Origin of the sequence: Pseudomonas sp. B21-017, assembly GCF_024749245.1 — a bacterium.
Taxonomy (GTDB): Bacteria; Pseudomonadota; Gammaproteobacteria; order Pseudomonadales; family Pseudomonadaceae; genus Aquipseudomonas.
In genome coordinates, this window is record NZ_CP087194.1 from 4,555,766 (window position 1) to 4,580,303 (window position 24,538).

The window sequence follows — 24,538 nt, forward strand, 5'->3', positions numbered from 1 at the left end:
CGCCTCAGAACGGCGCGACGTCTACCGTCGGTAAAAAAATAGCGGATTAGTCGACCAAGGTGCGGCACAAGCCCTTGCACCTTGGGGCATAATGCCGACACTTTCATGACCGCTGAGGGAATTTATCACCATGCCCTCGTCTTTTTTCCCCTCGGCTGTAGGGTTTTATTTCAGATGATCAAATCTTTGCGTCCATTGCTGCTGGCCAGCCTTCTTCTGCCCCTGGCCCTCCCCGTTTCCGCCGCACCGATCAACACCGCCCTGTCGCCCAACGTTGAAAAGGCCCTCAAGGCCAGCAAATTGCCGGACAGTGCCTTGTCGCTGGTGATGATCCCGCTTAATGGCCCGGGCACCCCAACCGTTTATAACGCTGACGTTTCGGTCAACCCGGCCTCGACCATGAAACTGGTCACCACCTATGCGGCGCTGGAAATGCTTGGCCCGAACCATCAGTGGAAAACCGAGTTCTACACCGACGGCACCCTCAGCGGTGGCATCCTCAACGGTAACCTCTACCTCAAGGGTGGCGGCGATCCGAAGCTGAACATGGAAAAACTCTGGCTGCTGATGCGCGACTTGCGCGCCAATGGCGTGACCCAGGTCACCGGCGACCTGGTGCTGGACCGCGGCTTCTTCGTGCAGCCGCAACTGCCCGAGTTCAACGACGACGGCAATGACGAGAACAAACCGTTCCTGGTCAAGCCCGACGCACTGCTGGTCAACCTCAAGGCCCTGCGTTTCGTGGCCCGCAACGATTCGGGCAAGGTCCTGGTGTCGGTCGAGCCGCCGATTGCCAGCATCCGCATCGACAATCAGGTCAAGGCGCTCAACTCCAAGCAATGCACCGGGGGCGTGCGCTACAACCCGGTGACCCAGGCTGATGGCAGCGTCACCGTGACCGTCGGCGGCCAGTTGGGCGAAGGTTGCAGCTCCCAGACCTACCTGTCGCTACTCGACCATGCGACCTACACCGCCGGCGCCGTGCGCGCGATCTGGAAGGAACTGGGCGGCAGCATCCAGGGCCAGGATCGTCTGGCACCGACGCCGAGCAGCGCCAAGGTGCTGGCCCGGGCCTACTCGCCAGACCTGGCGGAAATCATTCGCGACATCAACAAGTACAGTAACAACACCATGGCTCAGCAGTTGTTCCTGAGCCTGGGCCAGAAATTCCGCACCGACGCCGACAGTGATGACGCCAAAGCGGCCCAGCGCGTGGTGCGTCAATGGCTGGCGCAGAAAGGCATCACCGCACCGCACCTGGTGATGGAGAACGGCTCCGGCCTGTCCCGCGCCGAACGGGTAAGCGCGCGTGAAATGGCCGCGATGCTGCAAGCCGCCTGGCGCAGCCCGTACGCCGCCGAGTTCATCAGCTCGATGCCGATTGCCGGCACCGACGGCACCATGCGCAAACGCCTGAAGCGCACGGCCATGACCGGTGAAGCCCACGTCAAGACTGGCACCCTGAACACTGTGCGTGCCATCTCCGGCTTCAGCCGCGATGTCAATGGCAATACCTGGGCGGTGGTGGCGATCCTTAACGACAAGGCTCCGTTTGGCGCGTCTTCGGTGCTGGATCAGGTGCTGCTGGACCTGTATCGCCAGCCGAAGCTGCCGACCACGGCATCGGTGTTGTAACCGGATCCATAGAACACCTCAGATCCAATGTCGGAGATTCTATGTTGCAGGGCAACCCTGCAACATAGAATCTCCAACAGGGTCTGTATGCAGACCTAGCTCATCTGCCCTTCAACCCGATCCCTTCCCGCCTGCTTCGCCGCGTAAACCCCCGAATCCGCCCGCAACAGCAACGCATCCGCGCCTTCCCCGGCCCGCCAGCTGGCAATCCCGAAACTCGCGGTAACGATCCCCACCTCGTCGATCGGCGAACTGCGCAACCCTTGCCATAGTTCCAAGGCCAGCACATGAGCCTGCTCGCCGTCGATGTCCGGACAGAGCACCATGAACTCTTCGCCCCCCAGGCGACAGAACACATCGGTGCGCCGCAGGCGACGGCCAATACGCTCACACACCGCCTGCAATACCCGATCGCCCACGGCATGGCCGTGCTGGTCATTGATGCGTTTGAAGTGGTCGATGTCGAGCATGATCACCGACAACTCGCCACCGCCGCGCTCGACCCGGGCCATTTCGGTGGTCAGGCGCTCCTGGAAGTAGCGGCGGTTATAGATCCCGGTCAATGAGTCGGTCACCGACAGTGCGCGCAACTCCTCTTCCACCCGCTTGAGGTCGGAAATGTCCGAAATGTAGCCATGCCACAGCACACCGCCACCGGGCAGTTCCTCCGGCGTTGCTTCGCCGCGGACCCAGCGCAGGCCACGCTCGGGCAATTGCACGCGATACTCTTCGCGCCAGGGGCTGAGGTTGTCCGCCGACACTTGGATCGACGCGCGGACCCGGCGCGAGTCCTGAGGATGAATCCGCGAGAACACCGCTTCGGCATTGCTCAGCAGCACCTCCAATTCGAGTTCGTAGATCTCGCGCATCCCGTCGCTGGCGTAGATAATGCTGAAGCGCCCATCGAACTCCATCTTGAACTGGTAAATCCCGCCGGGCACATGGGCACTGAGCTTCTTCAACAACAGGTCCCGCGCCGCCAGAGCCTCGTGGACACGCTTGCGCTCGGTGACGTCGATACAGATCGCCAGGTGCCCAACCCACAGCCCTTGTTCGTCGAGAACTGGGGTCGCCAGCATGTTCACCGTCAAATGGCTACCGTCGCGGCGCACCAGCGTCCACTCCCGGGCTTCATGACCGCCCTCTTCCCCGCCTTCGACCAACATGGCCTGACAGGTCGGAATCGGCTTGCCATAGCGCGCGCTCAACTCCGCCGACCGCGCCTCGAGCTCCCGGGGCAGGTGCAGGTTTTCCAGGGTCATGTGGCCCACGGCCTGCGCACTGGAGTAACCGAGCATGTGCTCGGCACCGGCATTGAAAGTGCTGACGATCCCCCGCAGGTCGGTGGCGATGATCGCCACCTGAGTCGCAGCATCCAGCACGCCGCGCAATTGGCCATGCGTGCCGCGCAGCTCTTGCTCACGGGCGTGCAGTTCCTCGGTCCGTTGCTCGACCATTTTCAGCGCCCGTTGCCGCTGGCTGACCAACACATAGAGAAACACACTGAGCAACAAGCTGAGTAAACCACCCAGCACCACCTGGCTGGTCACTGAAGAATGGTTGGCTTGCAGGAACGCAGCACTGGGGCGCATATCCACTTGATAATCGTGGTCGGCCAGGCGCAGCAAGCGCGTGGAGGATAAGTCACTGGCCCCCGCCGGGTTGGTCGACTCGTACAGCACTTCGTGTTGGTCATCGGTGGACAAGTCGAGAATGCGCACCGACAGAGAATCATGATTCTCTTCAGGCAGCCCGTCCGCCAGCAGCTGGCGCATGCTGATCACCGCCATCACATACCCGGCGGGCGTGGTGCCCGGCAGCTGCTGACGGCTGACCGGTGCCACCAGCAACACACCCCGTGAATAGGCAGGCTCAATGCCTACCAGATGCAATGGTTGCGAGACAACCATGCCGCCAGTTCGATCGGCACGCTCCAGGGTCGAACGGCGCAGGGGCTGGGCCAGCAGGTCGTAACCCAGCGGCGTGGGCAGTCGGCTCTGGGTTTGGGTATAGAGCACCGGCACGTACTCGTCCCGTTCCGCGGCCGGTTGCAACTGGCCGTCGGCGGTGAGTTCGCGAAAGGTGAAATTGCTCAAGCCTTCGTCATGCACGAAGCGTTCAAGCAAGGGGCGTTCGGCGCGGGAAACCCGTGGTGCCCAGGAATAGGCTTGAGTGCGCCGCAAAAGAGGTTTGGCGTAACCGTCGAATTCCTCGCGGGACACCGACTCGGAATTGGCGAAGAACCGGCGCAGGCCATCAAGGCGCTGCTCCTGATCTTCGAAACGTTCTACGATACGGCTGTAGCGTTCACTGGCGAGCAGTTGGAAACGTTGCCGCATTTGCTGATGAAACTGATTGAGCGTGGCCCAGGCCAGCAACCCCGTAAGAATCCCGCCGACGAGCAATACCAGCAGCGCGACCAGCCAGGCCGAGACATCTTCGCTGATAAAACCCAGGATCTTGGGGCGCACGGCGTGTAACGACATAAACGCAACTCATAACGCCAGGTGCCGGAAAGCCCATTGGCCATGAGTTGAGTTATAGCTATTAGCCACTAATTTGACCAGCACTGAAAGAACCAAAGAGCCTTTAAAAATCAAGGCTCTGTGGATCCAATCAGGCTCAAGTGTCAGCGAGCAGTGATCTTCCAGGCACGGTGGATCTTGCCATTACGGGCGAAATCCGGATCGATGGTCTGGGCCGTGATTTCTTCAACGGCATAACGCTCGGTGAGGTTTTCCTCGAGCTGGAACTTGCGGAAGTTGTTGGAGAAGTACAACACCCCACCCGGTGCCAGTCGCGCCATGGCCAGGTCGATCAACTGCACCTGGTCACGCTGCACGTCGAAGATCCCTTCCATGCGCTTGGAGTTGGAGAAGGTCGGCGGGTCGATGAAGATCAGGTCGTATTCGTCACGGCAGGCGTCGAGCCAGGTCATCACGTCGCCCTGCTCCAGACGGTTCTTGTCGGAGAAACCGTTCAGCGACAGATTGCGCCGCGCCCAGTCCAGGTAGGTTTTCGATAGATCGACGCTGGTGGTGCTGCGCGCACCGCCCTTGGCCGCATGCACGCTGGCGGTCGCGGTGTAGCAATACAGGTTGAGGAAGCGTTTGCCGGCCGCCTCTTTCTGAATCCGCATGCGCATCGGCCGGTGGTCGAGGAACAACCCGGTGTCGAGGTAGTCGGTGAGGTTCACCAGCAGCTTCACGCCGCCTTCGTTAACCTCGTTGAACTTGCCCTGGGCGCTCTGGCGTTCGTACTGCTTGGTGCCGCTCTGACGTTCGCGACGCTTGACCACCACGCGGCTCTTGTCGATGTTCAACGCCTGCGGGATTGCCGCGAGGGCATCGAACATCCGCGCCGAGGCTTTTTCCGGATCGATGGATTTCGGCGCGGCGTATTCCTGAACGTGGACCCAGTCGTGATACAGGTCGATGGCCATGGAATATTCCGGCATGTCGGCATCGTAGACGCGGTAGCAGTCGATGCCTTCACGCTTGACCCACTTGCCCAGCGCCTTGACGTTCTTTTGCAGACGGTTGGCAAACATCTGCCCGCCCTCGCTCAGGCGCGGCTGCTCGATCACCGGGGCGGGTGCCGGAGCCGGTTTGATCGGATTGCCGTTCTTGTTGTACTTGCGCTCTTGCGGCTCACTCGGTGCTTCATCATAGGCCGCCTGTTCACGCTCGGCCTGACGCTGTTCCGGGGTGCGACGCTCGCCGGTGACAAACTGGTCTGGCGTGACCTTGATCAGCAGCAATTTGCACGGCAATGCGCCGTTCCAGAACGAATACTGTTTGTGGCTGCGGATGCCCATGCGCTTGCCCAGGTCCGGGGCGCCGGTGAACACCGCCGCCTCCCAGTTCAAGCACGCCTGACGCAGACGCTCGCCGAGGTTCTGGTAGAGGTAGAGCAGGCTCGCCTCATCGCCCAGACGCTCGCCATACGGAGGGTTGCAGATCACCAGGCCTTTCTGGTTCTGGTCCGGACGCGGCTCGAACGTTGCCACTTCGCCCTGGTAGATCTTGATCCACTCGCTCAGGCCGGCACGCTCGACGTTGTTGCGGCCCGGTTGAATCAGGCGTGGGTCGGCTTCGTAACCACGAATCCACAGCGGTGGCTTGGCCAGGCCGGCCGCGGCGCGTTCGGTGGCCTCTTCGTGGAGCTTTTTCCACAGCGCCGGCACGTGCCCGAGCCAGGCGGTGAAGCCCCACTGCTCGCGACGCAGGTTCGGCGCCATGTCGGCGGCGATCATGGCGGCTTCCACCAGGAACGTGCCGACACCGCACATCGGGTCAGCCAGCGCGCCACCATCGGCGGCAATGCGCGGCCAGCCGGCACGGATCAGAATCGCTGCCGCGAGGTTTTCCTTCAGCGGCGCCGCGCCTTGCTGCAAGCGATAACCGCGCTGGTGCAGGCTGTGCCCGGACAGGTCGAGGGACAGGATGGCTTCGCCACGGTCCAGACGCAGGTGAACGCGCAGGTCGGGGTTGAGCTTGTCGATGGACGGACGATCGCCTTGCGGGGTACGCAGTTTGTCGACGATGGCATCCTTGACCTTCAAGGCGCCAAAGTGCGTGTTATCGATGCCAGAGCCGTGACCGCTGAATTCGACGGCCAGGGTGCCGTCGTTGAGCATGTGGTCTTGCCAATCGATATCCAGCACGCCGTGATAGAGGTCTTCGGCGTCCTTCATCGGGAAGCGCTTGAGCACCAACAGCACCCGGTTCGCCAGACGAGACCACAGGCACAAGCGATAAGCGGTTTCCATGGTGGCCATGCCGCGCACAGCCGAGGTGTGCTCGCGTGCTTCCTCAAGGCCAAGCCCGACGGCTTCCTCGATGAGCAGACCTTCAAGGCCTTTGGGGCAAGTGAGGAAGAGTTCGAAACGATCGGACATGGTAATTCCAGAGCCTTTAGCTAAGTGAACCGGCAACGCGTTGCCGATCCGGTTTTCAATCAGGCGTTTTTCTAACAGAACGCCCGCGTGGCACGAAGGTGTGCCGTCCCACCCTGACTGCTCGGGTTAAAAGAGCTTAGATGCCAGGGCAGATAAAAAAGTTGATGAAACAAAATGTCATAAGTCGACCCTTCGTCGAATAATACCCAAGAGCAACGGGTGTCATTCTCGTTAAGGCACAACCCCCAGCATCCAGCGGAGGGCCGATCATACCGGGCTTTGGCCAATCAACACGGCACAAATATCGTGTTACTTATGGCCATACCATCTTTATGGTTACGTTCTTATGACAAAACGGTCATTCCCTCGATGTGACGCATTGGTTAGAACTCAACTCAGGTTGACGTCGCAACGGCGTCAACACCTTGGCTCGCGACGCCGGCAGCGAGCCACCAACGGCAGAATTTTTCTGCCTGACCTCGATTGAGGTCGACGCGATACATACAGTCAACAAGTGAGGGAAACACCCTATGAGAAGACTTAAGCGTGATCCGTTGGAAAGAGCATTTTTGCGCGGATATCAATATGGCGTTGGTGGTAAATCCCGTGAGCTTTGCCCTTTTACTCTACCGTCGGTACGCCAAGCCTGGATCAATGGCTGGCGAGAAGGACGCGGCGACAATTGGGACGGTATGACCGGCACTGCGGGAATCCACAGACTCAACGAACTTCACGCCGTCGGCTAATACAGGGCACACACTCCGACACGACAATCTGATTACGCTACGACTTAACCACGCACGTCCTATCCGGACGGCGGGCTTCGGCCCAGGGGCTCCTTCGGGGAGCCCTTTTTTATGCCTGCAAAGAAACTACGGTGGTGAGGTCGTTTCTGTGGCGAGGGAGCTTGCTCCCGCTGGGCTGCGATGCGGCCCCAAAACCAATCAACCCGGAGTGTCAGGTAAAACGCGGTTGCAGGATTTACGACTGCTTCGCAGCCGAGCGGGAGCAAGCTCCCTCGCCACAAAAGCCCCCACCATCAGGGCCCAAATCAGGCTTCAGCGCAGCGCGGCGATGGCATCTACCGATTCACGAATCAGTGCCGGGCCTTTATAGATAAAGCCCGAATAGATCTGCACCAGGCTCGCACCCGCGGCGATTTTCTCAGCCGCGTGCTTGCCTTCGGTGATACCGCCCACGGCGATGATCGGCAAGCGACCGGCCAGTTCCGCCGCCAGCACCTTCACGGTGTGGGTGCTCTTGTCGCGAATCGGGGCGCCGGACAACCCGCCCGCCTCGTCACCGTGCTCCAGGCCTTCGACGCCGACGCGGCTCAGGGTGGTGTTGGTGGCGATCACCGCATCCATCCCGGTTTCGATCAGTGCCTGGGCCACCTGCGCGGTTTCTTCATCGCTCATGTCCGGTGCGATCTTGATCGCCAGCGGCACATGTTTGCCGTGGCGCAGGGCCAATTCCGCCCGGCGCGTGGCCAGGTCGGCGAGCAATTGCTTGAGCGAGTCGCCGAATTGCAGGCTGCGCAGGCCCGGCGTATTCGGTGAGCTGACGTTGACGGTCACGTAGCTGGCGTGGGCGTAAACCTTGTCCAGGCAGATCAGGTAATCGTCGACCGCACGTTCAACCGGCGTATCGAAGTTCTTGCCGATGTTGATACCCAGCACGCCCTTGTACTTGGCCGCGGCCACGCGAGCGAGCAAGTGATCGACGCCAAGGTTGTTGAAACCCATGCGGTTGATGATCGCCTCGGCTTGCGGCAAGCGGAAAATCCGTGGTTTCGGATTACCCGGTTGCGGGCGCGGGGTGATGGTGCCGATTTCGACGAAACCGAAACCCAGTTGGGCAAATCCGTCGATCGCCGCGCCGTTCTTGTCCAGACCGGCCGCCAGACCCACCGGGTTCGGGAACTCCAGGCCCATGACCGTCACCGGCATTTTCGCCGGTGCCTTGCACAGCAAGCCGTTGAGGCCCAAACGCCCGCCCGCGCCGATCAGGTCCAGGGACAGATCGTGGGAGGTTTCCGGGGAAAGTTTGAACAGCAGCTGACGGGCCAGGGTGTACATGGGCAGGCTTGACTCGGGTGGCGATGAGAGGCGGCGATTATAGCCGCGCATCGAGTCCACAGGCGAGGCGCACGACAAAATCAGCCAGCGATGGCATATGCCTTGCACCAACATGGTCATCAGCACTCATGCCAACGACGGAATGAGTGGCAGGACAATGGCGTCGTCACCGGCTCTGCTCGCGCAGAGGCCATGGGGCGACGTTTTTTTTGGAAGGTGCAAATCGATGAATGAACCATCAGCCGGCCCACTGGCCTGGGTCAACGGCAGCGATGCCCCGGAAAAAACCGAAATCAACCTTGGCTTCATGGCTCTGAGCGACTGCGCCTCAGTGGTGGTCGCCGCCACCCAGGGCTTCGCCCAGCCTTACGGTCTGACCCTGAACCTCAAGCGCCAGTCGTCCTGGGCCAACCTGCGGGACAAACTGGTCAGCGGCGAACTCGACGCCGCCCACAGCCTGTACGGCCTGATTTACGCCGTGCACCTGGGCATCGGCGGCGTAGCCTCCACCGATATGGCCGTGCTCATGGGCCTGAACCAGAATGGCCAGAGCATCAACCTCTCCCACGGCTTGCAGGCCCTGGGCGTGACCAGTCCTGAAGCACTGGACCATCACGTGCACCAAAGTCGCCCAAAACTGACCTTCGCCCAGACATTTCCCACAGGCACCCACGCCATGTGGCTGTATTACTGGCTGGCGAGCCAGGGCATTCATCCGTTGCAGGATGTCGACAGCGTGGTCGTCCCCCCGCCGCAAATGATCGCGCACCTGCAAGCCGGGCGCATCGACGGGTTCTGTGTCGGCGAACCGTGGGCTGCCAGTGCGGTGCGACAGAATCTCGGTTTCACCATGGCCACCACTCAGACCATCTGGCCCGACCACCCGGAAAAAGTCCTCGGCTGCACCCGCGCCTTCGTCGAGCAATACCCCAATACCGCCCGGGCCCTGGTGATGGCGATCCTCGAGGCCAGCCGCTTCATTGAAGCCAGCCGCGAAAATCGCCGCAGCACCGCGCAACTGTTGAGCGCCCCCGAATACCTCGATGCCCCGCTCGATTGCATCGAACCGCGCTTGCTCGGTGACTATACCGACGGCCTGGGCAATCACTGGCAAGACCCACACGCGATGCGTTTCCACAGTGGCGGAGAGGTCAATCTGCCGTATTTGTCCGACGGCATGTGGTTCATGACCCAGTTCCGTCGCTGGGGCTTGTTGCGCGACGACCCGGATTACCTCCGCGTGGCCCGTCAGGTCCAGCAACTAGACTTATACCGTGAGGCCGCCACCGCTGTCGGCGTGCCCGCCCAGGCTCAGGAAATGCGCAGTAGTCAACTGATCGACGGCAAAGTCTGGGACGGTTCGGACCCGGCCGGCTATGCCCGCAGCTTCACGCTGCACGCCATGAGCGACAGCGCTCCCCTTCTCGCCAGCCGCTGACAGGAGCCTGCGAATATGTTGCGTATCCTGCTGATCAATGACACCGCGAAAAAAGTCGGGCGTCTGAAAGCGGCCCTGACCGAAGCCGGGTTCGAAGTCATCGACGAGTCCGGCCTGACCATTGACCTGCCCGCGCGCGTCGAAACGGTGCGTCCGGACGTGATTCTGATCGATACCGAGTCACCGAGCCGCGATGTGATGGAACAAGTGGTGCTGGTGACTCGTGATCAACCACGGCCAATCGTGATGTTCACCGACGAGCACGATCCCGGCGTGATGCGCCAGGCGATCAAGTCCGGCGTCAGTGCCTACATCGTCGAAGGCATTCACGCACAACGCTTGCAGCCGATTCTCGACGTGGCCATGGCTCGCTTTGAAAGCGATCAGGCCCTGCGCGCGCAACTGCACGCCCGCGACCAGCAACTGGCCGAGCGCAAGCGCATTGAGCTGGCCAAGGGGCTGCTGATGAAGATGAAGGACTGCAACGAAGAAGAGGCCTACACCCTGATGCGCCGCCAGGCCATGAGCCGCCAGCAGAAGCTGATACAGGTGGCGGAACAGATCATTGCCATGAGTGAGTTGCTTGGCTGAAGGACACCTTCGCGGGCAAGCCTCGCTCCTACAAGTGCAAGCACAATACCTGTAGGAGCAAGGCTTGCCCGCGAAGGCCGCGACTCGGTTTCCCTTGTTGGCACAGATCTCGCTAAGTAATCCCTGCAAGGTAACCAACGGCGGTTGCCCCACCTACGACAAAGACGTCGCTCACCTCATTCGCCCCCTTTTGCGAATCAGGTAGCGGCGTTTTTCCGTTTTGGCCCCAGAGACCGGGGCTGGTGGTGCGGCCGTTGCGGCGCCCCACCTGCAAGCTCATGACTCCTTCTTGATACGCCTGACAGCTGAGGTGCGCGATGAATTCAAGCTTCTGGAAATCCGGCCATACCCCGACACTGTTCGCAGCCTTCCTCTATTTCGATCTGAGCTTCATGGTCTGGTACCTGCTCGGCCCCCTGGCGGTGCAGATCGCCGCTGACCTGCACCTGACCACCCAACAGCGCGGGCTGGTGGTGGCCACGCCGATTCTGGCCGGTGCCGTACTGCGCTTTGCGATGGGCCTGCTGGCTGATCGCCTGTCGCCAAAAACCGCCGGGATCATCGGCCAGATAATCGTCATCAGCGCCCTGCTCGTTGCCTGGAAAGTCGGCATCCACAGTTACGAGCAGGCGCTGTTGCTGGGCCTGTTCCTCGGCATGGCCGGTGCGTCCTTCGCCGTCGCCCTGCCGCTGGCCTCGCAATGGTATCCGCCGCAGCACCAAGGCAAAGCCATGGGCATCGCCGGTGCCGGTAACTCGGGCACCGTGCTGGCCGCCCTGATCGCTCCGGTGCTGGCCGCCGCGTATGGCTGGAGCAACGTGTTCGGCTTCGCCCTGATTCCGTTGATCCTGACCCTGATCGTCTTCGCCTGGCTGGCCAAGAACGCCCCTGAGCGGCCGAAAGCCAAGTCCATGGCCGACTACCTCAAGGCCCTGGGTGACCGCGACAGCTGGTGGTTCATGTTTTTCTACAGCGTGACCTTCGGCGGCTTCATCGGCCTGGCCAGCGCCCTGCCCGGCTACTTCAATGACCAGTACGGCCTGAGCCCGGTCACTGCCGGTTACTACACCGCTGCTTGCGTGTTCGGTGGCAGCCTGATGCGTCCGCTGGGCGGCGCGCTGGCGGATCGCTTCGGCGGGATTCGCACCCTGTTGGCGATGTACACCGTGGCAGCGATCTGCATTGCGACCGTGGGTTTCAATCTGCCGAGTTCCTACGCAGCGTTGGCCCTTTTCGTCTGCACTATGCTCGGTTTAGGTGCAGGTAACGGTGCCGTATTCCAGTTGGTCCCACAGCGTTTTCGTCGGGAGATCGGTGTGATGACCGGTTTGATCGGCATGGCCGGTGGCATCGGTGGCTTCGCACTGGCGGCCGGCATGGGCGCAATCAAGCAAAGTACCGGCAGCTATCAAATGGCGTTGTGGTTGTTCGCCAGCCTCGGCGTACTCGCCTGGTTCGGTCTGCACGGGGTGAAACGTCGCTGGAGAACCACTTGGGGTTCGGCAGCCGTCACCGCTGCTCGGGTGTGAGGATTGAATGAGCCTGCAACTGAGTTTTGCCGAAGCCAGCGCCATCGGCCCTCGCGAAGAGAACCAGGACGCTCTGCGCCTGGTTACTCCGGCCCCGGCACTGGCGGCGAGCAAGGGTTACCTGTTCGCCATCGCCGACGGCGTCAGCCAATGCGCCGATGGCGGGCTCGCGGCCCGTTCGACCTTGCAGGCCCTGGCGCTGGACTACTACGCCACCCCGGAAACCTGGGGTGTCGCCCAGGCACTCGATCGCCTGCTACTGGCGCAAAACCGCTGGTTGCAGGCCAACGGCGGCGGGCAACCGCTGCTGACCACGGTCAGTGCCCTGGTGATGCGCGGCAGACGTTTCACCCTGGCGCATGTCGGCGATTGCCGGGTGTACCGCTGGCACGCCGACACCTTGCAACGGGTGAGCGAAGATCACGTCTGGGACCAGCCGGGCATGCAGCATGTGCTCAAGCGGGCCCTGGGGCTGGATCAACATCTGGTGCTGGATTTTCTGGATGGCGAATTGCGCCTGAACGAGAGTTTCGTGCTGCTCAGCGACGGCATCTGGGCCGTGCTGGGCGACACCGCCATCGCGGCGATTCTGCGCGATCAGCCTGACCTCAACAGTGCCGCGCAGACCTTGGTCAGCGCCGCGCACCTGGCCGGCAGTCAGGACAATGCCAGCGCCCTGCTGGTGCGGGTCGATGCCCTTGGCGAAACCAGCATCGGCGATGCACTGATTCATCTGCAGCAATGGCCACTCCCGCCTGCACTGAAACCGGGCCAGACCTTCGAAGGCTGGCAGGTCGAAGGGATTCTCGGCCAGAGCCAGCAATCGCTGCTCTACCGGGTGCGCGATGCACAACAACAGCGCTGGCTACTGAAAACCTTGCCCGGTGCTCTACGTGACGATCACCAGGCCGGGCAGGCATTGTTGTCGGAGGAATGGTTTCTCAAGCGTGTAGCCGGTCGACACTTCCCTGAAGTCCATGCCGCCAGTCAGCGTCAGCATTTGTACTACGTGATGCGTGAATACTCCGGGTCGACCCTGGCTGAGTTGCATGAACGCGTCACAACGCTGCCCCTGGCGCAATGGCAGGACTTGGCCGAACGCTTGTTGCGGGCTGTCGGCATCCTGCATCGACGGCAGATCCTGCATCGCGATATCAAACCGGAAAACCTGCTGCTGGGGGACGACGGCGAGTTGCGTCTGCTGGATTTCGGCCTAGCCTACTGTCCGGGGCTGTCCGAAGATCAAGCCTTCGCCCTGCCCGGCACGCCCAGCTATATCGCGCCGGAAGCCTTTCGCGGCGACCCGCCGACACCCCAACAGGATCTGTATGCCGTCGGCGTGACCTTGTACTACCTGCTCACCGGGCATTATCCCTACGGCGAAATCGAAGCGTTCCAGCGCCCACGGTTTGGCGTGCCTGTCAGCGCCAGTCGCTACCGGCCCGACCTGCCGGAATGGATCGCGCAAAGTCTGGAGCGCGCGGTGGCGGTAGCCCCGGATCAGCGCTTTGAAACGGCCGAAGAATGGTTGTTGCTGCTGGAACAGGGAGAACGACGCAGTTTGAGCGTGCGACCCAGACCGTTGCTGGAGCGCGAGCCGTTGAAGGTTTGGCGGACGTTGGCACTGGTGTCGTTGCTGGTGAATCTGGTGCTGCTGTTTTTGTTGTTTCACGGTTAAAAGATCAAAAGATCGCAGCCTGCGGCAGCTCCTTCGGGAGCCCACGATCTCCTGCGGGAGCTGCCGTAGGCTGCGATCTTCTGATTTTTCTGCTTCAAAACCGGGCATCGCGCCTTGAACCGGTGCACGCAAACACCCTCCTCCCATGACCAGAGCCCATAAATCCGGCCCTTGCGAGACTTGGCACAACCACTGCATTACCTTTCCCAACAGACATAAAGCCCGGCCTTCAACGTAGAAGGCTGCGCTGCCCGAGAGAACGGGACAAGGACAAAGGCGTCCTCGCTAGTTAGCTAGCGGGACGCCTTTTTTTGTTTGCGCAAAATTTTGTCGAGCAAGGCCTGAATGCCCTGATGAGGCAGGCCCGAGCTCCCCGGAGAACCTGATGAAAAAACTAAAACTGGTGATGATCGGCAACGGCATGGCCGGGGTTCGTACCCTGGAAGAACTGCTCAAGCTGAGTAATGAGCTGTACGACATCACGGTCTTCGGCGCCGAACCGCATACCAACTACAACCGCATCCTGCTGTCCCCCGTACTGGCTGGCGAACAGACGTTCGAAGAGATCGTGCTCAACGATCTGGACTGGTACCTGGAAAACAACATCAAGCTGCTGCTCAACCGCAAAGTGGTGGAGATCGACCGGGTCAAACGCCGGGTCATCGCCGAAGACGGTACCGAGGCTGAATACGACCGCCTGCTGATTGCCACCGGCTCGACCCCGTTCATCCTGCCAATCCCCGGCAATACCTTGCAGGGCGTGATCGGCTACCGCGACATTGCCGACACCCAAGTGATGATCGACACCGCCAAGACCCACAAGCACGCCGTGGTCATCGGTGGCGGCCTGCTGGGCCTTGAAGCCGCCAACGGCCTGATGCTGCGGGGCATGCACGTCACCGTGGTGCACATCGGCGAATGGCTGCTGGAGCGCCAACTGGACAAAACCAGCGGCCAACTCCTGCAAACCGCCCTGGAAGCCCGTGGCCTGCATTTCCGCCTGTGCGAACAGACCCAGGCCCTGCACGACGCCGGCAATGGCCGGGTCGGCTCAGTGCAGTTCAAGAACGGCGACATCATCCCCGCCGATCTGGTGGTGATGGCCGCCGGCATTCGCCCCAACACCGAACTGGCGGAAAAAGCCGGCATCCCTTGCAGCCGCGGGATTCTGGTCAACGACACAATGCAAACCTACGACCCTCGGGTGTACGCCATCGGTGAATGCGCCAGCCACCGCGGCACCGCCTACGGCCTGGTCGCACCGCTGTTCGAACAAGCCAAGGTGTGCGCCAACCACCTCGCCCAACTGGGCTTCGCCACTTACAAGGGCTCGGTGACGTCGACCAAATTGAAAGTCACCGGCATCGACCTGTTCTCCGCCGGCGACTTCATGGGTGGCGAAGGCACCGAGACCATCACCCTCTCCGACCCGATTGGCGGGGTGTACAAAAAACTGGTGATCAAGGATGACGTGCTGGTCGGCGCCTGCCTGTACGGCGATACGGCAGACGGCGGCTGGTATTTCCGGCAGATCCGTGAGAACCATGCCATCGGCGAGATCCGCGATCACCTGATGTTTGGCGAAAATGCTTTAGGCGATGTAGGACATCAAGGCCAGGACAAAGCCATGAGCATGGCCGACACTGCCGAAGTCTGCGGCTGTAACGGCGTGTGCAAAGGCACCATCGTCAAAGCCATTCAGGAACACGGGCTGTTCAGCGTCGACGACGTGAAGAAACACACCAAGGCCGCCAGCTCCTGCGGCTCTTGTGCCGGCCTCGTCGAACAGATCCTGATCAACACCGTGGGCGGTGCGGCAGACGTCAAACCGAAAAGCGAAAAAGCCATCTGCGGGTGCAGCGACCTCAACCACGGGCAAATCCGCCAGGCCATCCGCGACCAGCATCTGCTGACCATCGCCGGCACCATGAGCTACCTGAACTGGCGCACTCCGAACGGCTGCGCCACCTGTCGCCCGGCGCTCAACTACTACCTGATTTCCACCTGGCCCGGCGAAGCCAAGGACGATCCGCAATCGCGCCTGATCAACGAACGCGCCCACGCCAACATTCAGAAAGACGGCACTTACTCTGTCGTCCCGCGGATGTGGGGCGGTGTGACCAATCCTTCAGAACTGCGGCGCATCGCCGACGTGGCCGACAAGTACAACGTGCCGATGGTCAAGGTCACCGGCGGCCAACGCATCGACTTGCTGGGGATCAAAAAGCAAGACTTGCCGGGCGTCTGGAAAGACCTGGACATGCCGTCCGGCCACGCCTACGGCAAATCCATCCGCACCGTGAAAACCTGTGTCGGCAGTGAGTTCTGCCGCTTCGGCACCCAGAATTCCACGCAACTGGGCATCGAGCTCGAACATGACCTGTTCAACATGTGGTCGCCACACAAAGTGAAACTGGCTGTCTCCGGTTGCCCACGCAACTGCTCGGAAGCGGGGATCAAGGACGTCGGAATTATCGGCGTGGATTCCGGCTGGGAGATGTACATCGGTGGCAACGGCGGGATCAAGACCGAAGTCGCTGAATTCTTCGTCAAGTTGAAAACCGCTGAAGAGGTGCGCGAATACAACGGCGCTTTCCTGCAGCTGTACCGTGAAGAAGCCTTCTACCTCGAGCGCACCGTGCATTACCTGCAACGGGTCGGCATGGAACACATCAAGAAAGCCGTGCTGGAAGACCCGGTACGGCGCAAGGCACTCAACGAACGCCTGCAATTCTCCCTGTCGTTCGAACAGGACCCGTGGAAAGAACGCCTCGAGCAACCACTGCTGAAAAAAGAATTCGAAGTCATTCCCGTGAAGAACCTGGAGGTGTCGGTATGAACTGGCTGGATATCTGCGCACTGGAAGAGATCAACACCCTTGGCTCGCGGATCGTCGCCGGCCCGAAAGGCGACATTGCGATTTTTCGTACGAGCGACGATGAGGTTTTCGCCCTCGACGACCGCTGCCCGCACAAGGGCGGGCCGCTGTCCCAGGGGTTGATCTACGGCAAACGGGTCGCCTGCCCGCTGCACAACTGGCAGATCGACCTGGAAACCGGCGAGGCCCAGGCTCCCGATATCGGCTGCGCCCACCATCATTCGGCACGGGTCGAAAATGGCCGGGTGTTGCTGGCTCTGCGGGAAGCAAGCTGATGGACCGCCAAATCACCGCCTCCACCTGCTGCTACTGCGGGGTCGGCTGCGGCGTGCTGATCGAGCATGACGGCGAGCGCATTCTCGGCGTCAGCGGCGATCCGGCGCACCCGGCCAACTTCGGCAAATTGTGCAGTAAAGGTTCGACCTTGCATCTGACCGGCGACCTGACCGCGCGGGCCTTGTACCCGCAACTGCGCCTGGGCAAAGGACTGGCTCGCAGCCGCACAGATTGGGACAGCGCCCTCGATCACGCCGCCAGTGTCTTCGCCAAGACCATCGCCGAACACGGCCCGGACAGCGTCGCGTTCTATATCTCCGGGCAATTGCTGACCGAGGATTACTACGCCTTCAACAAACTGGCGCGGGCGCTGGTGGGCACCAACAACATCGACAGCAATTCACGGCTGTGCATGTCTTCAGCGGTGGTCGGCTACAAGCGCAGCCTCGGCGCCGATGCTCCGCCCTGCAACTACGAAGACCTGGAACTGAGCGACTGCGTGATGATCGTCGGCAGCAACATGGCCTACGCCCACCCGATCCTGTTTCGTCGCCTGGAAGAAGCCAAATCCCATCGTCCGCAGATGAAAGTCATCGTCATCGACCCACGGCGCACCGACACCTGCGATCTGGCTGACCTGCACCTGGCGATTCTGCCCGGTACCGATGTCGCGTTGTTCCATGGGATTTTGCACTTGCTGCTGTGGGAAGACTGGATCGACCGCGACTTCATCAAGGCCCACACCGAAGGCTTGGCCGAGCTGAAAAAGCTGGTGCGCGACTACACCCCGACAATGGTTTCGCAACTCTGTGGCATCAGCGTCGAGCAACTGCACCAATGCGCGGAATGGGTCGGCACGTCACCGAGCTTTCTGTCGCTGTGGTGCATGGGGCTGAATCAGTCCACCGCCGGCAGCGCGAAGAACAGCGCGCTGATCAACCTGCACTTGGCTACCGGGCAAATCGGCCGGCCCGGTGCAGGACCTTTCTCGCTGACCGGTCAGCCCAATGCCATGGGCGGCCGGGAAACCGGCAGCTTGTCGAATCTGCTGCCAGGCCATCGCGAAGCGGCCAATGCCGAGCACCGCGCGCAAGTGGCCGCCTACTGGGGCGTCGATCAACTGCCCGAAAACACCGGGCTCACGGCCATCGAACTGTTCGAGCAGATGCGCAGCGGCAAGATCAAAGCCCTGTGGATTGCCTGCACCAACCCTGCCCAGTCGCTGCCGGACCAGACCACTGTGCGCGAGGCACTGCAAGCCTGCCCGTTCGTGGTGTTGCAGGAAGCCTTCCACACCACCGAAACCGCCGCATTCGCCGACCTGTTGCTGCCCGCCGCCAGTTGGGGTGAAAAGGACGGCACGGTTACCAACTCCGAGCGGCGCATTTCCCACGTCCGCCGAGCCATCGGCGCACCCGGTGAAGCACGGCCCGACTGGGCGATCACGGTGGATTTCGCACAGCGCCTGGAACAACATCTGCGTCCTGGAGCCTCCAGCCTGTTTGCCTTTGAAACCCCAGCACAGGTCTTCGACGAATACAAACAACTGACTCGCGGCCGCGACCTCGACCTGTCCGGGATCAGTCATGAGTTGATCGACCAGCTCGGACCGCAGCAATGGCCCTTCCCCGCCGGAGCCCGCGAAGGCACCGCGCGGTTGTACCTTGACGGGGTATTCCCGACCGCCAGCGGGCGTGCGCAGTTCGTGACCGACCCCTATCGCGCCGCCAAGGAACAACGCGATGCGCGTTTCCCGCTGACCTTGATCACCGGCCGCCTGCGCGATCAATGGCACGGCATGAGCCGCACCGGCACCGCCGCGCAGCTGTTCGGCCATGTCAGCGAAGCCGTGTTGAGCCTGCACCCGGATGAACTGCGTCGGCATCGCCTGCAACCTGGCGACCTGATCAATCTGAAAAGTCGCCGGGGCGCGGTGATCCTGCCGGTCAGCAGCGACGACAGCGTACGTCCGGGCCAGGCTTTCCTGCCGATGCATTGGGGCGACCGCTTTCTCAAGGGCGGTGTGAATACCCTCACCCTTCCCGCCTTCGATCCATTGTCGAAGCAACCTGAACTCAAACACAGCGGTGTACGACTCGAGCCTGTGAATTTGCCCTGGCAGCTTTTCGCCCTGATCGAAGGTGATGTTCAACAGCACCTGGAGACGTTGCGACCACTCTGCGAGGCGTTTTCCTACGCCAGCCTCAGCTTGGCCGGCCGTGAGCGTCCCGCGCTGCTGATACGCGCCGCCAGCGCCACCGCGCCAGAGCCGCAGTTGTTGCGTGATATCGATCAATGCCTGGGGCTCAACGACGGCCCGGTATTGGCCTACGACGACCCCCGGCGCTCGATCGGTAAACGGGTGCGTATCGAGAACGGCCGGATCACCGCGATTCGCCTGGCCGGTGAAACACTCGCCCAACATTGGCTGCAAAGCCTGTGGCTCGAAGGTCGCGCCGACGAACAACTGCGCCGTTGGCTGCTGGCACCGTTGAGTGCGCCACCAGGCAACGCTGGCGCCCCTGCATCCGGCAGCAAAACCCTGTGCAACTGCATGAACGTCAGCCAGAACGCAATCTGTGCCGGAATCAGCCGTGGCCTGGACTTGCAAGGTTTGAAACAAGAATTGGGCTGCGGCACGCAATGCGGCTCCTGCGTCCCGGAAATCAAGCGTTTACTGGCCGCCACTGCGCAGCCAGTCGCCGTCACCTCGTGAGGAAAACACTATGAGCGCAAAAGTCTGGCTGGTGGGTGCGGGTCCCGGCGATCCGGAATTGCTGACCCTCAAGGCGGTTCGTGCGTTGCGCGAAGCGGACGTGGTGTTGATCGACGATCTGGTCAATCCTGCGGTACTGGAGCATTGCCCGAATGCGCGAATTATTCCCGTGGGCAAGCGCGGCGGCTGTCGCTCCACGCCTCAAGCCTTCATTCATCGCCTGATGCTGCGTTATACCCGCCACGGCAAATGCGTGGTGCGGCTCAAGGGTGGCGATCCGTGCATCTTCGGACGCGGCGGTGAAGAGGCGCAGTGGTTACGTGAACGAGGGGTCGAGGTTGAATTGGTCAATGGCATCACCGCTGGCCTTGCCGGCGCGACCCAATGTGATATTCCACTGACGCTGCGGGGTGTCGCCCGTGGCGTGACACTGGTCACGGCGCACACTCAGGATGACAGCAGCCTGAACTGGCAGGCCCTGGCTCAAGGCGGCACCACGTTGGTGGTCTATATGGGTGTCGCAAAACTGAGCGAGATTCGTGAGCAACTGCTGGCCGGTGGAATGGCCGCCGATACGCCCGTGGCGATGATCGAAAACGCTTCGCTGCCGCACCAACGGGAATGCCGGAGCGACCTGACAGCAATGGAAGAGGATGCCCTCAGCTTTCAGTTGAAGAGCCCGGCGATCCTGGTGATCGGTGCCGTGGCAGCCTGCGCAACTTCATCGATGTGGGAGCGCGACTTGCCCGCGATGGTGGCCGATCAATCAGCCTGAACCCTACCTATTACTCCCTCTTCACCAAATCGCAGACAAAGAAAAGCCCGGCCTAAGCCGGGCTTTTCTTGAGCTGCGAGCTAATTACTTAGCTTGAGCTTCAACCTTCGCTTCTACGCGACGGTTTACAGCGCGACCAGCTTCAGTGGCGTTGTCAGCAACTGGGCGGGATTCGCCGTAGCCAACAGACTGAACGCGGGACGGCGAAACACCGTACTGGTTGGTCAGAACTTGCTTAACGGCGTTTGCACGACGCTCGGACAGTTTCTGGTTGTAAGCATCAGGACCGACGGAGTCAGTGTGACCTTCAACAACAGTAGTGGTGGATGGGTACTGCTTCATGAAGTCAGCCAGGTTTTTGATGTCGCCGTAGCTGTTAGGCTTGACTACCGACTTGTTGAAGTCGAATTTCACGTCCAGCTCAACACGAACAACTTCAGCAACTGCTGGGCAGCCATCAGCGTCAACAGTTACGTTGGCTGGGGTGTCTGGGCACTTGTCAACGTTGTCGCAAACGCCATCGTTGTCGCTGTCGGAGCAAACTTCAGCCGGTGCTGGAACTGGAGCAGCAGCAGGCTTGGAGCCGCCACCGAAGTTCACACCGATACCGACGCTAGGAGCCCACTCGGTGTCGCCCTGGTCGATGTTGTACTGAGCTTCAACGCCAGCACGGGCGTAGAAGTTTTCAGTGAAGTACAGCTTGGCACCGCCGCCAACGTTGGCGAAAGTGGAGCGGTTACGACCCGAACCGTTCTGGCCAATGCTCTGGTCCGAGAAACCGGCAGAAACGTATGGACGGATCATGTCGCCTGGGTTGTTGAAGTGGTACAGAGCGTCCAGAGCGGTATCAGCGCCCTTTACGTTGCGACCATCATCTGCACGTACGTTGTGTACTTCGTCGTAGGCCAGACGCAGTTCTACGTCGTCGGTCAGGAAGTAACCAACCGAGCCGCCGAACAGGTTGCCGTTGTTCTTGAAGTTACGATCGCTGTCGTACTGTTCTTTCTTGGCGAAGCCTTCGATTTCAACTGCGCCTTGGCCTTGTGCCAGCGCGCCGAACGAAGTAGCGGCAATAAGAGAACCAATGGCCAAGCCCAAGGTGTTTTTCAGTTTCATCCGTTAAATCCCCATCTGGTGATTGTGAAGCAGTCCCGCAAACCGGGGGACAACTCGGCGGCAAGTCTATCAGAACTTGCCTACACGTAAGAGATATTTGCGCCAAACTAAGTTTCGGCAATGCCTGCAAATTTCTCACGCAATTTGTCTAGAGCGCGTTTGTACCGCATTTTTGTTGCACTCAAACCCATGTGCATGATGTCTGCGATCTCCTGAAACTCCAGCTCTGCGACAAAACGTAGCACCAGAATTTCACGGTCAATCGGGTTCACATACACCAGCCAGCGATCAAGTCCGCCCTTCTCCTCGGGTTTCGGCGCCTTTTCTTCAGACGCTTCCTCGAGGGGGTCCAGACTCAAAGCGTCCATCAAGCGACGCTTACGCCGTTCCTTCCGATACTGCGTGATGCATTCGTTGTACGTGATGCTGTAGAGCCACGTCTTGAACTTCGATTTGCCCTCGAAGTTCTTCAGGCCGTACAGCACCTTCAACATCACTTCCTGACAGACATCGTCTGCATCACGATCGTTCCCCAGGTACCGTGCACAAACGTTAAATAATGTTCGCTGGTAACGCCGCATCAGTTCTTCATAGGCGCGCGTTACGTGAAACAGCTCGGTATGCGAGCGCGCGACCAACTCCTCATCAGAGAGCTCGCGGGGGTCGTAGCGCGTGGAGAGCGATTGAGCTTTATTCAAAACAAGTCGGGCCGACAGTCAGGTCAATGTCCGCCGCTGCCCTTCAGGGCAATTTGCGGCGGCATACATTAGCAGGATTTGCCGGGTTAGCGGCTACTCACATGCTGCTCCAGGAGAATCCGATTCGAGAGAGAGACTAGCTCACCCTCGTCGGTCAGCACCGTGGTTTTCACCGTGCCGATCTCTTCGATCTGCCCTTCGACCTCGCCAACACGCACTTGTTGCCCAACCTGATACAACTCACGCACATAGATTCCCGCAAGAATCTGACCGGCAATTTCCCGGCTTCCCAACCCCATGGCCAGCGCAACCGCCAGACCAACGGTAATCAAGACGATCACAATCACGTGGTTGAGCAGGTCTGTCTTGACCTCCAACTGGCTGATCGCAACCGAAATACTGATGATGATCACCAGGCCCTGGGCAATCCGCCCCAGGCCCGCGGCGTAATCCAGCCCTACACCTTCTGCCGCGCCACGTACCAGCCCATTGGCCAGTTGCGCCAGCAAGACACCCACCAGCAGCACCAGCGCCGCGCCGAATACTTTCGGAACATACAGCGCCAGCATGTCCAGCGTAGCCGAAACTCGTTCAAGTCCAAGGGATTCTGCGGCAGAAACGAGAAAAATCAGCAGGACGAACCAGTAGACAATTTTGCCGATCAGCGTCGAAATAGGCACCTGGAGGCCGGCGCGGGACAGCAATTTGGTCAGTCCGGTGCCACCCATCAGGCGATCAAGGCCCAATTTGGCGAGCAATTTTGAGAGCAGCGTGTCCAGCAGCTTGGCCACGACAAAACCCAGCAGCAGCACAACCAGTGCGCCAAACAGGTTCGGAATGAAGTTCGCAACTTTGGTCCACAACGCAGTCATTGCAGTGACGAGGCTCTGAGTCCAGAGATCAAGTTCCATATTCAATCAGCCTTATCAGCAGTGCGGGCGGTAGGTTTACGCAGACGAGAAACCGGCGCTACATGGGCCGATCCGTTATTCAGGGCGATCATCAGCGCGGGCAGCCAACGGCCCAGCAGGCTGAACAGATCGCCGGCACCGACCTGGCGGTTGGCGGTTTTCAGTACACGCCCCAGACAGGCATCGTCGTCACGGCTGGACGGCGATGCTTTGAGCATGTCACGCAAAGACTGTTCAAACGGATCGTGCATACGCACCTCTCGTGATGTCTGTCAAAGACGCGGTTAGATTTGGTCGGGTCACATGGCTCATCGTCAGACCCAGCGTAAACGTCGGAATAACCACCACTGCCCCAGCGCCACCAAGACCATCAACAGGCAGGCGATCAGGAAGCCGTAGGGATTGGCAGAGAACGGAATACCGCCGACGTTGATGCCCAAAAGACCGGTCAGAAAACTCATCGGCAAAAAGATTCCGGTGATGATCCCGAAGCGATACATCGTGCGGTTCATGCGCACGCTCAAACGCCGGTCTTCAGCCTCCAGGACCAGCCCCACGCGCTCCCGGGTCAATTCCAGTTCCTCGAGGTAACGGGTCAGGCTGTTGTTCAATTCGTTCCAGTAATCGCCATCGTCTTCGCAGAACCACGGCAGTTTTATCCGCGTCAGCTGACCGAAAATATCCCGCTGCGGCGCCAGAAAACGCTTCAGCCCAGCGGCCCTGCGGCGGATCTGCAAAACAGCCCCATGCTCAGGTGTATACCGTTCGTCGGCATCCAGCTTTTCTTCTTCCTCATCGACAACTTCCGAGAGGTCGCCGACCAGATCCTGCACTTTATGGGTAAGGTATTGCGCCATATACAGGATCAGCTCGGAAGCGCTTCTCGGCCCTTTGCCGTCGGCCAGTTGCACCAACAACTCTTCGGTGGCACGCAACGGCCGCAAACGCAGGGAAATCACCCGTTGGGCCGAACCGAAGATCCGCACCGAGACCATGTCTTCCGGCTCCGCGCCCGGATTCAGGTTGACCCCGCGCAGAAACAGCAGCAGTTCAGAGTCCGGCAGCGGCAAAAGACGCGGTCGGGTGTTCTCTTCCAGCAACAAATCGCAACTAAACTCACTCAGCCCGCTGGATTTGCGCAGCCAAGTCTGGGTTTGCGGGTGACTGCGATCCCAGTGCAGCCACAGGCTTTCGTGGGCCTGCAGCTGCAAATCATCGAGTTCAGTCCGGGCTATCGAACGCGCACCGCCTTTACCGTCCAGCACCAGGGCATGCACCAGCCCCCACTGCGCGTTTTCTTCCTCGAACATCCTCACCCC

The 24,538-nt window shown here is 60.5% G+C and carries 18 protein-coding genes; 10 read left to right on the plus strand and 8 right to left on the minus strand.

Going from position 1 to position 24,538, the window contains the following annotated elements:
* The first annotated feature begins 174 nt into the window (after window positions 1-174).
* Entirely contained in the window at window positions 175-1,635 is a 1,461-nt protein-coding gene (gene dacB / locus LOY28_RS20445) for a D-alanyl-D-alanine carboxypeptidase/D-alanyl-D-alanine-endopeptidase (RefSeq protein ID WP_018925274.1), read from the plus strand.
* A 95-nt stretch (window positions 1,636-1,730) separates the two neighbouring features.
* Here dacB and LOY28_RS20450 read toward each other — a convergent pair whose 3' ends face one another.
* On the minus strand, window positions 1,731-4,121 hold the full coding sequence (locus LOY28_RS20450) for a diguanylate cyclase (protein ID WP_258612457.1): 2,391 nt from the start codon (window positions 4,119-4,121) through the stop codon (window positions 1,731-1,733).
* Window positions 4,122-4,264: 143 nt separating this feature from the next.
* Window positions 4,265-6,535, minus strand: coding sequence for a bifunctional 23S rRNA (guanine(2069)-N(7))-methyltransferase RlmK/23S rRNA (guanine(2445)-N(2))-methyltransferase RlmL (rlmKL, locus tag LOY28_RS20455; protein ID WP_258612458.1), 2,271 nt, complete (start codon window positions 6,533-6,535; stop codon window positions 4,265-4,267).
* 530 nt (window positions 6,536-7,065) lie between these two features.
* Here rlmKL and rmf point away from each other — a divergent pair.
* A complete protein-coding gene (gene rmf, locus LOY28_RS20460; RefSeq protein ID WP_003223300.1) occupies window positions 7,066-7,281 on the plus strand; it encodes a ribosome modulation factor in 216 nt (71 codons plus the stop codon).
* 312 nt (window positions 7,282-7,593) lie between these two features.
* On the opposite strand, the gene LOY28_RS20465 is transcribed toward rmf, so the two are convergent.
* A complete protein-coding gene (locus LOY28_RS20465) occupies window positions 7,594-8,613 on the minus strand; it encodes a quinone-dependent dihydroorotate dehydrogenase (RefSeq protein ID WP_258614496.1) in 1,020 nt (339 codons plus the stop codon).
* A gap of 226 nt (window positions 8,614-8,839) precedes the next feature.
* Here LOY28_RS20465 and LOY28_RS20470 point away from each other — a divergent pair, with 226 nt between their 5' ends.
* The 8 genes from LOY28_RS20470 to cobA all read left to right on the plus strand — a co-directional run bounded on the left by LOY28_RS20470 (window position 8,840) and on the right by cobA (window position 20,494).
* Complete coding sequence (locus tag LOY28_RS20470) at window positions 8,840-10,051, plus strand: CmpA/NrtA family ABC transporter substrate-binding protein (protein ID WP_258612459.1); 1,212 nt, start codon at window positions 8,840-8,842, stop codon at window positions 10,049-10,051.
* 15 nt (window positions 10,052-10,066) lie between these two features.
* Entirely contained in the window at window positions 10,067-10,642 is a 576-nt protein-coding gene (locus LOY28_RS20475) for an ANTAR domain-containing response regulator (RefSeq protein WP_018925269.1), read from the plus strand.
* Between the two features lie 317 nt (window positions 10,643-10,959).
* Entirely contained in the window at window positions 10,960-12,171 is a 1,212-nt protein-coding gene (locus tag LOY28_RS20480; RefSeq protein ID WP_018925267.1) for a NarK/NasA family nitrate transporter, read from the plus strand.
* A 7-nt stretch (window positions 12,172-12,178) separates the two neighbouring features.
* Entirely contained in the window at window positions 12,179-13,849 is a 1,671-nt protein-coding gene (locus LOY28_RS20485) for a bifunctional protein-serine/threonine kinase/phosphatase (RefSeq protein ID WP_258612460.1), read from the plus strand.
* A 385-nt stretch (window positions 13,850-14,234) separates the two neighbouring features.
* The gene (gene nirB / locus LOY28_RS20490; RefSeq protein WP_007940642.1) at window positions 14,235-16,688 is read left to right on the plus strand and encodes a nitrite reductase large subunit NirB; all 2,454 of its coding nucleotides are present in this window, start codon (window positions 14,235-14,237) and stop codon (window positions 16,686-16,688) included.
* The gene (nirD, locus tag LOY28_RS20495) at window positions 16,685-17,002 is read left to right on the plus strand and encodes a nitrite reductase small subunit NirD (RefSeq protein ID WP_018925265.1); all 318 of its coding nucleotides are present in this window, start codon (window positions 16,685-16,687) and stop codon (window positions 17,000-17,002) included. The genes nirB and nirD overlap by 4 nt, the downstream gene beginning before the upstream one ends.
* The gene (locus tag LOY28_RS20500) at window positions 17,002-19,719 is read left to right on the plus strand and encodes a nitrate reductase (protein WP_258612461.1); all 2,718 of its coding nucleotides are present in this window, start codon (window positions 17,002-17,004) and stop codon (window positions 19,717-19,719) included. The genes nirD and LOY28_RS20500 overlap by 1 nt, the downstream gene beginning before the upstream one ends.
* Before the next feature lie 10 nt (window positions 19,720-19,729).
* Entirely contained in the window at window positions 19,730-20,494 is a 765-nt protein-coding gene (cobA, locus tag LOY28_RS20505; protein WP_018925263.1) for a uroporphyrinogen-III C-methyltransferase, read from the plus strand.
* Between the two features lie 84 nt (window positions 20,495-20,578).
* On the opposite strand, the gene LOY28_RS20510 is transcribed toward cobA, so the two are convergent.
* The 5 genes from LOY28_RS20510 to LOY28_RS20530 form a co-directional block, all read right to left on the minus strand.
* The gene (locus tag LOY28_RS20510; RefSeq protein ID WP_018925262.1) at window positions 20,579-21,610 is read right to left on the minus strand and encodes an OmpA family protein; all 1,032 of its coding nucleotides are present in this window, start codon (window positions 21,608-21,610) and stop codon (window positions 20,579-20,581) included.
* A 107-nt stretch (window positions 21,611-21,717) separates the two neighbouring features.
* Window positions 21,718-22,308 carry an RNA polymerase sigma factor SigX gene (sigX, locus tag LOY28_RS20515; RefSeq protein WP_017337463.1) on the minus strand — a complete coding sequence of 197 codons (591 nt, stop codon included), beginning with the start codon at window positions 22,306-22,308 and terminating at the stop codon, window positions 21,718-21,720.
* 86 nt (window positions 22,309-22,394) lie between these two features.
* Window positions 22,395-23,219, minus strand: coding sequence for a mechanosensitive ion channel family protein (locus LOY28_RS20520; RefSeq protein WP_007940637.1), 825 nt, complete (start codon window positions 23,217-23,219; stop codon window positions 22,395-22,397).
* Between the two features lie 2 nt (window positions 23,220-23,221).
* Entirely contained in the window at window positions 23,222-23,470 is a 249-nt protein-coding gene (locus LOY28_RS20525; RefSeq protein ID WP_007940635.1) for a hypothetical protein, read from the minus strand.
* Between the two features lie 63 nt (window positions 23,471-23,533).
* The gene (locus LOY28_RS20530; protein WP_018925260.1) at window positions 23,534-24,529 is read right to left on the minus strand and encodes a zinc transporter ZntB; all 996 of its coding nucleotides are present in this window, start codon (window positions 24,527-24,529) and stop codon (window positions 23,534-23,536) included.
* Window positions 24,530-24,538: the final 9 nt, after the last annotated feature.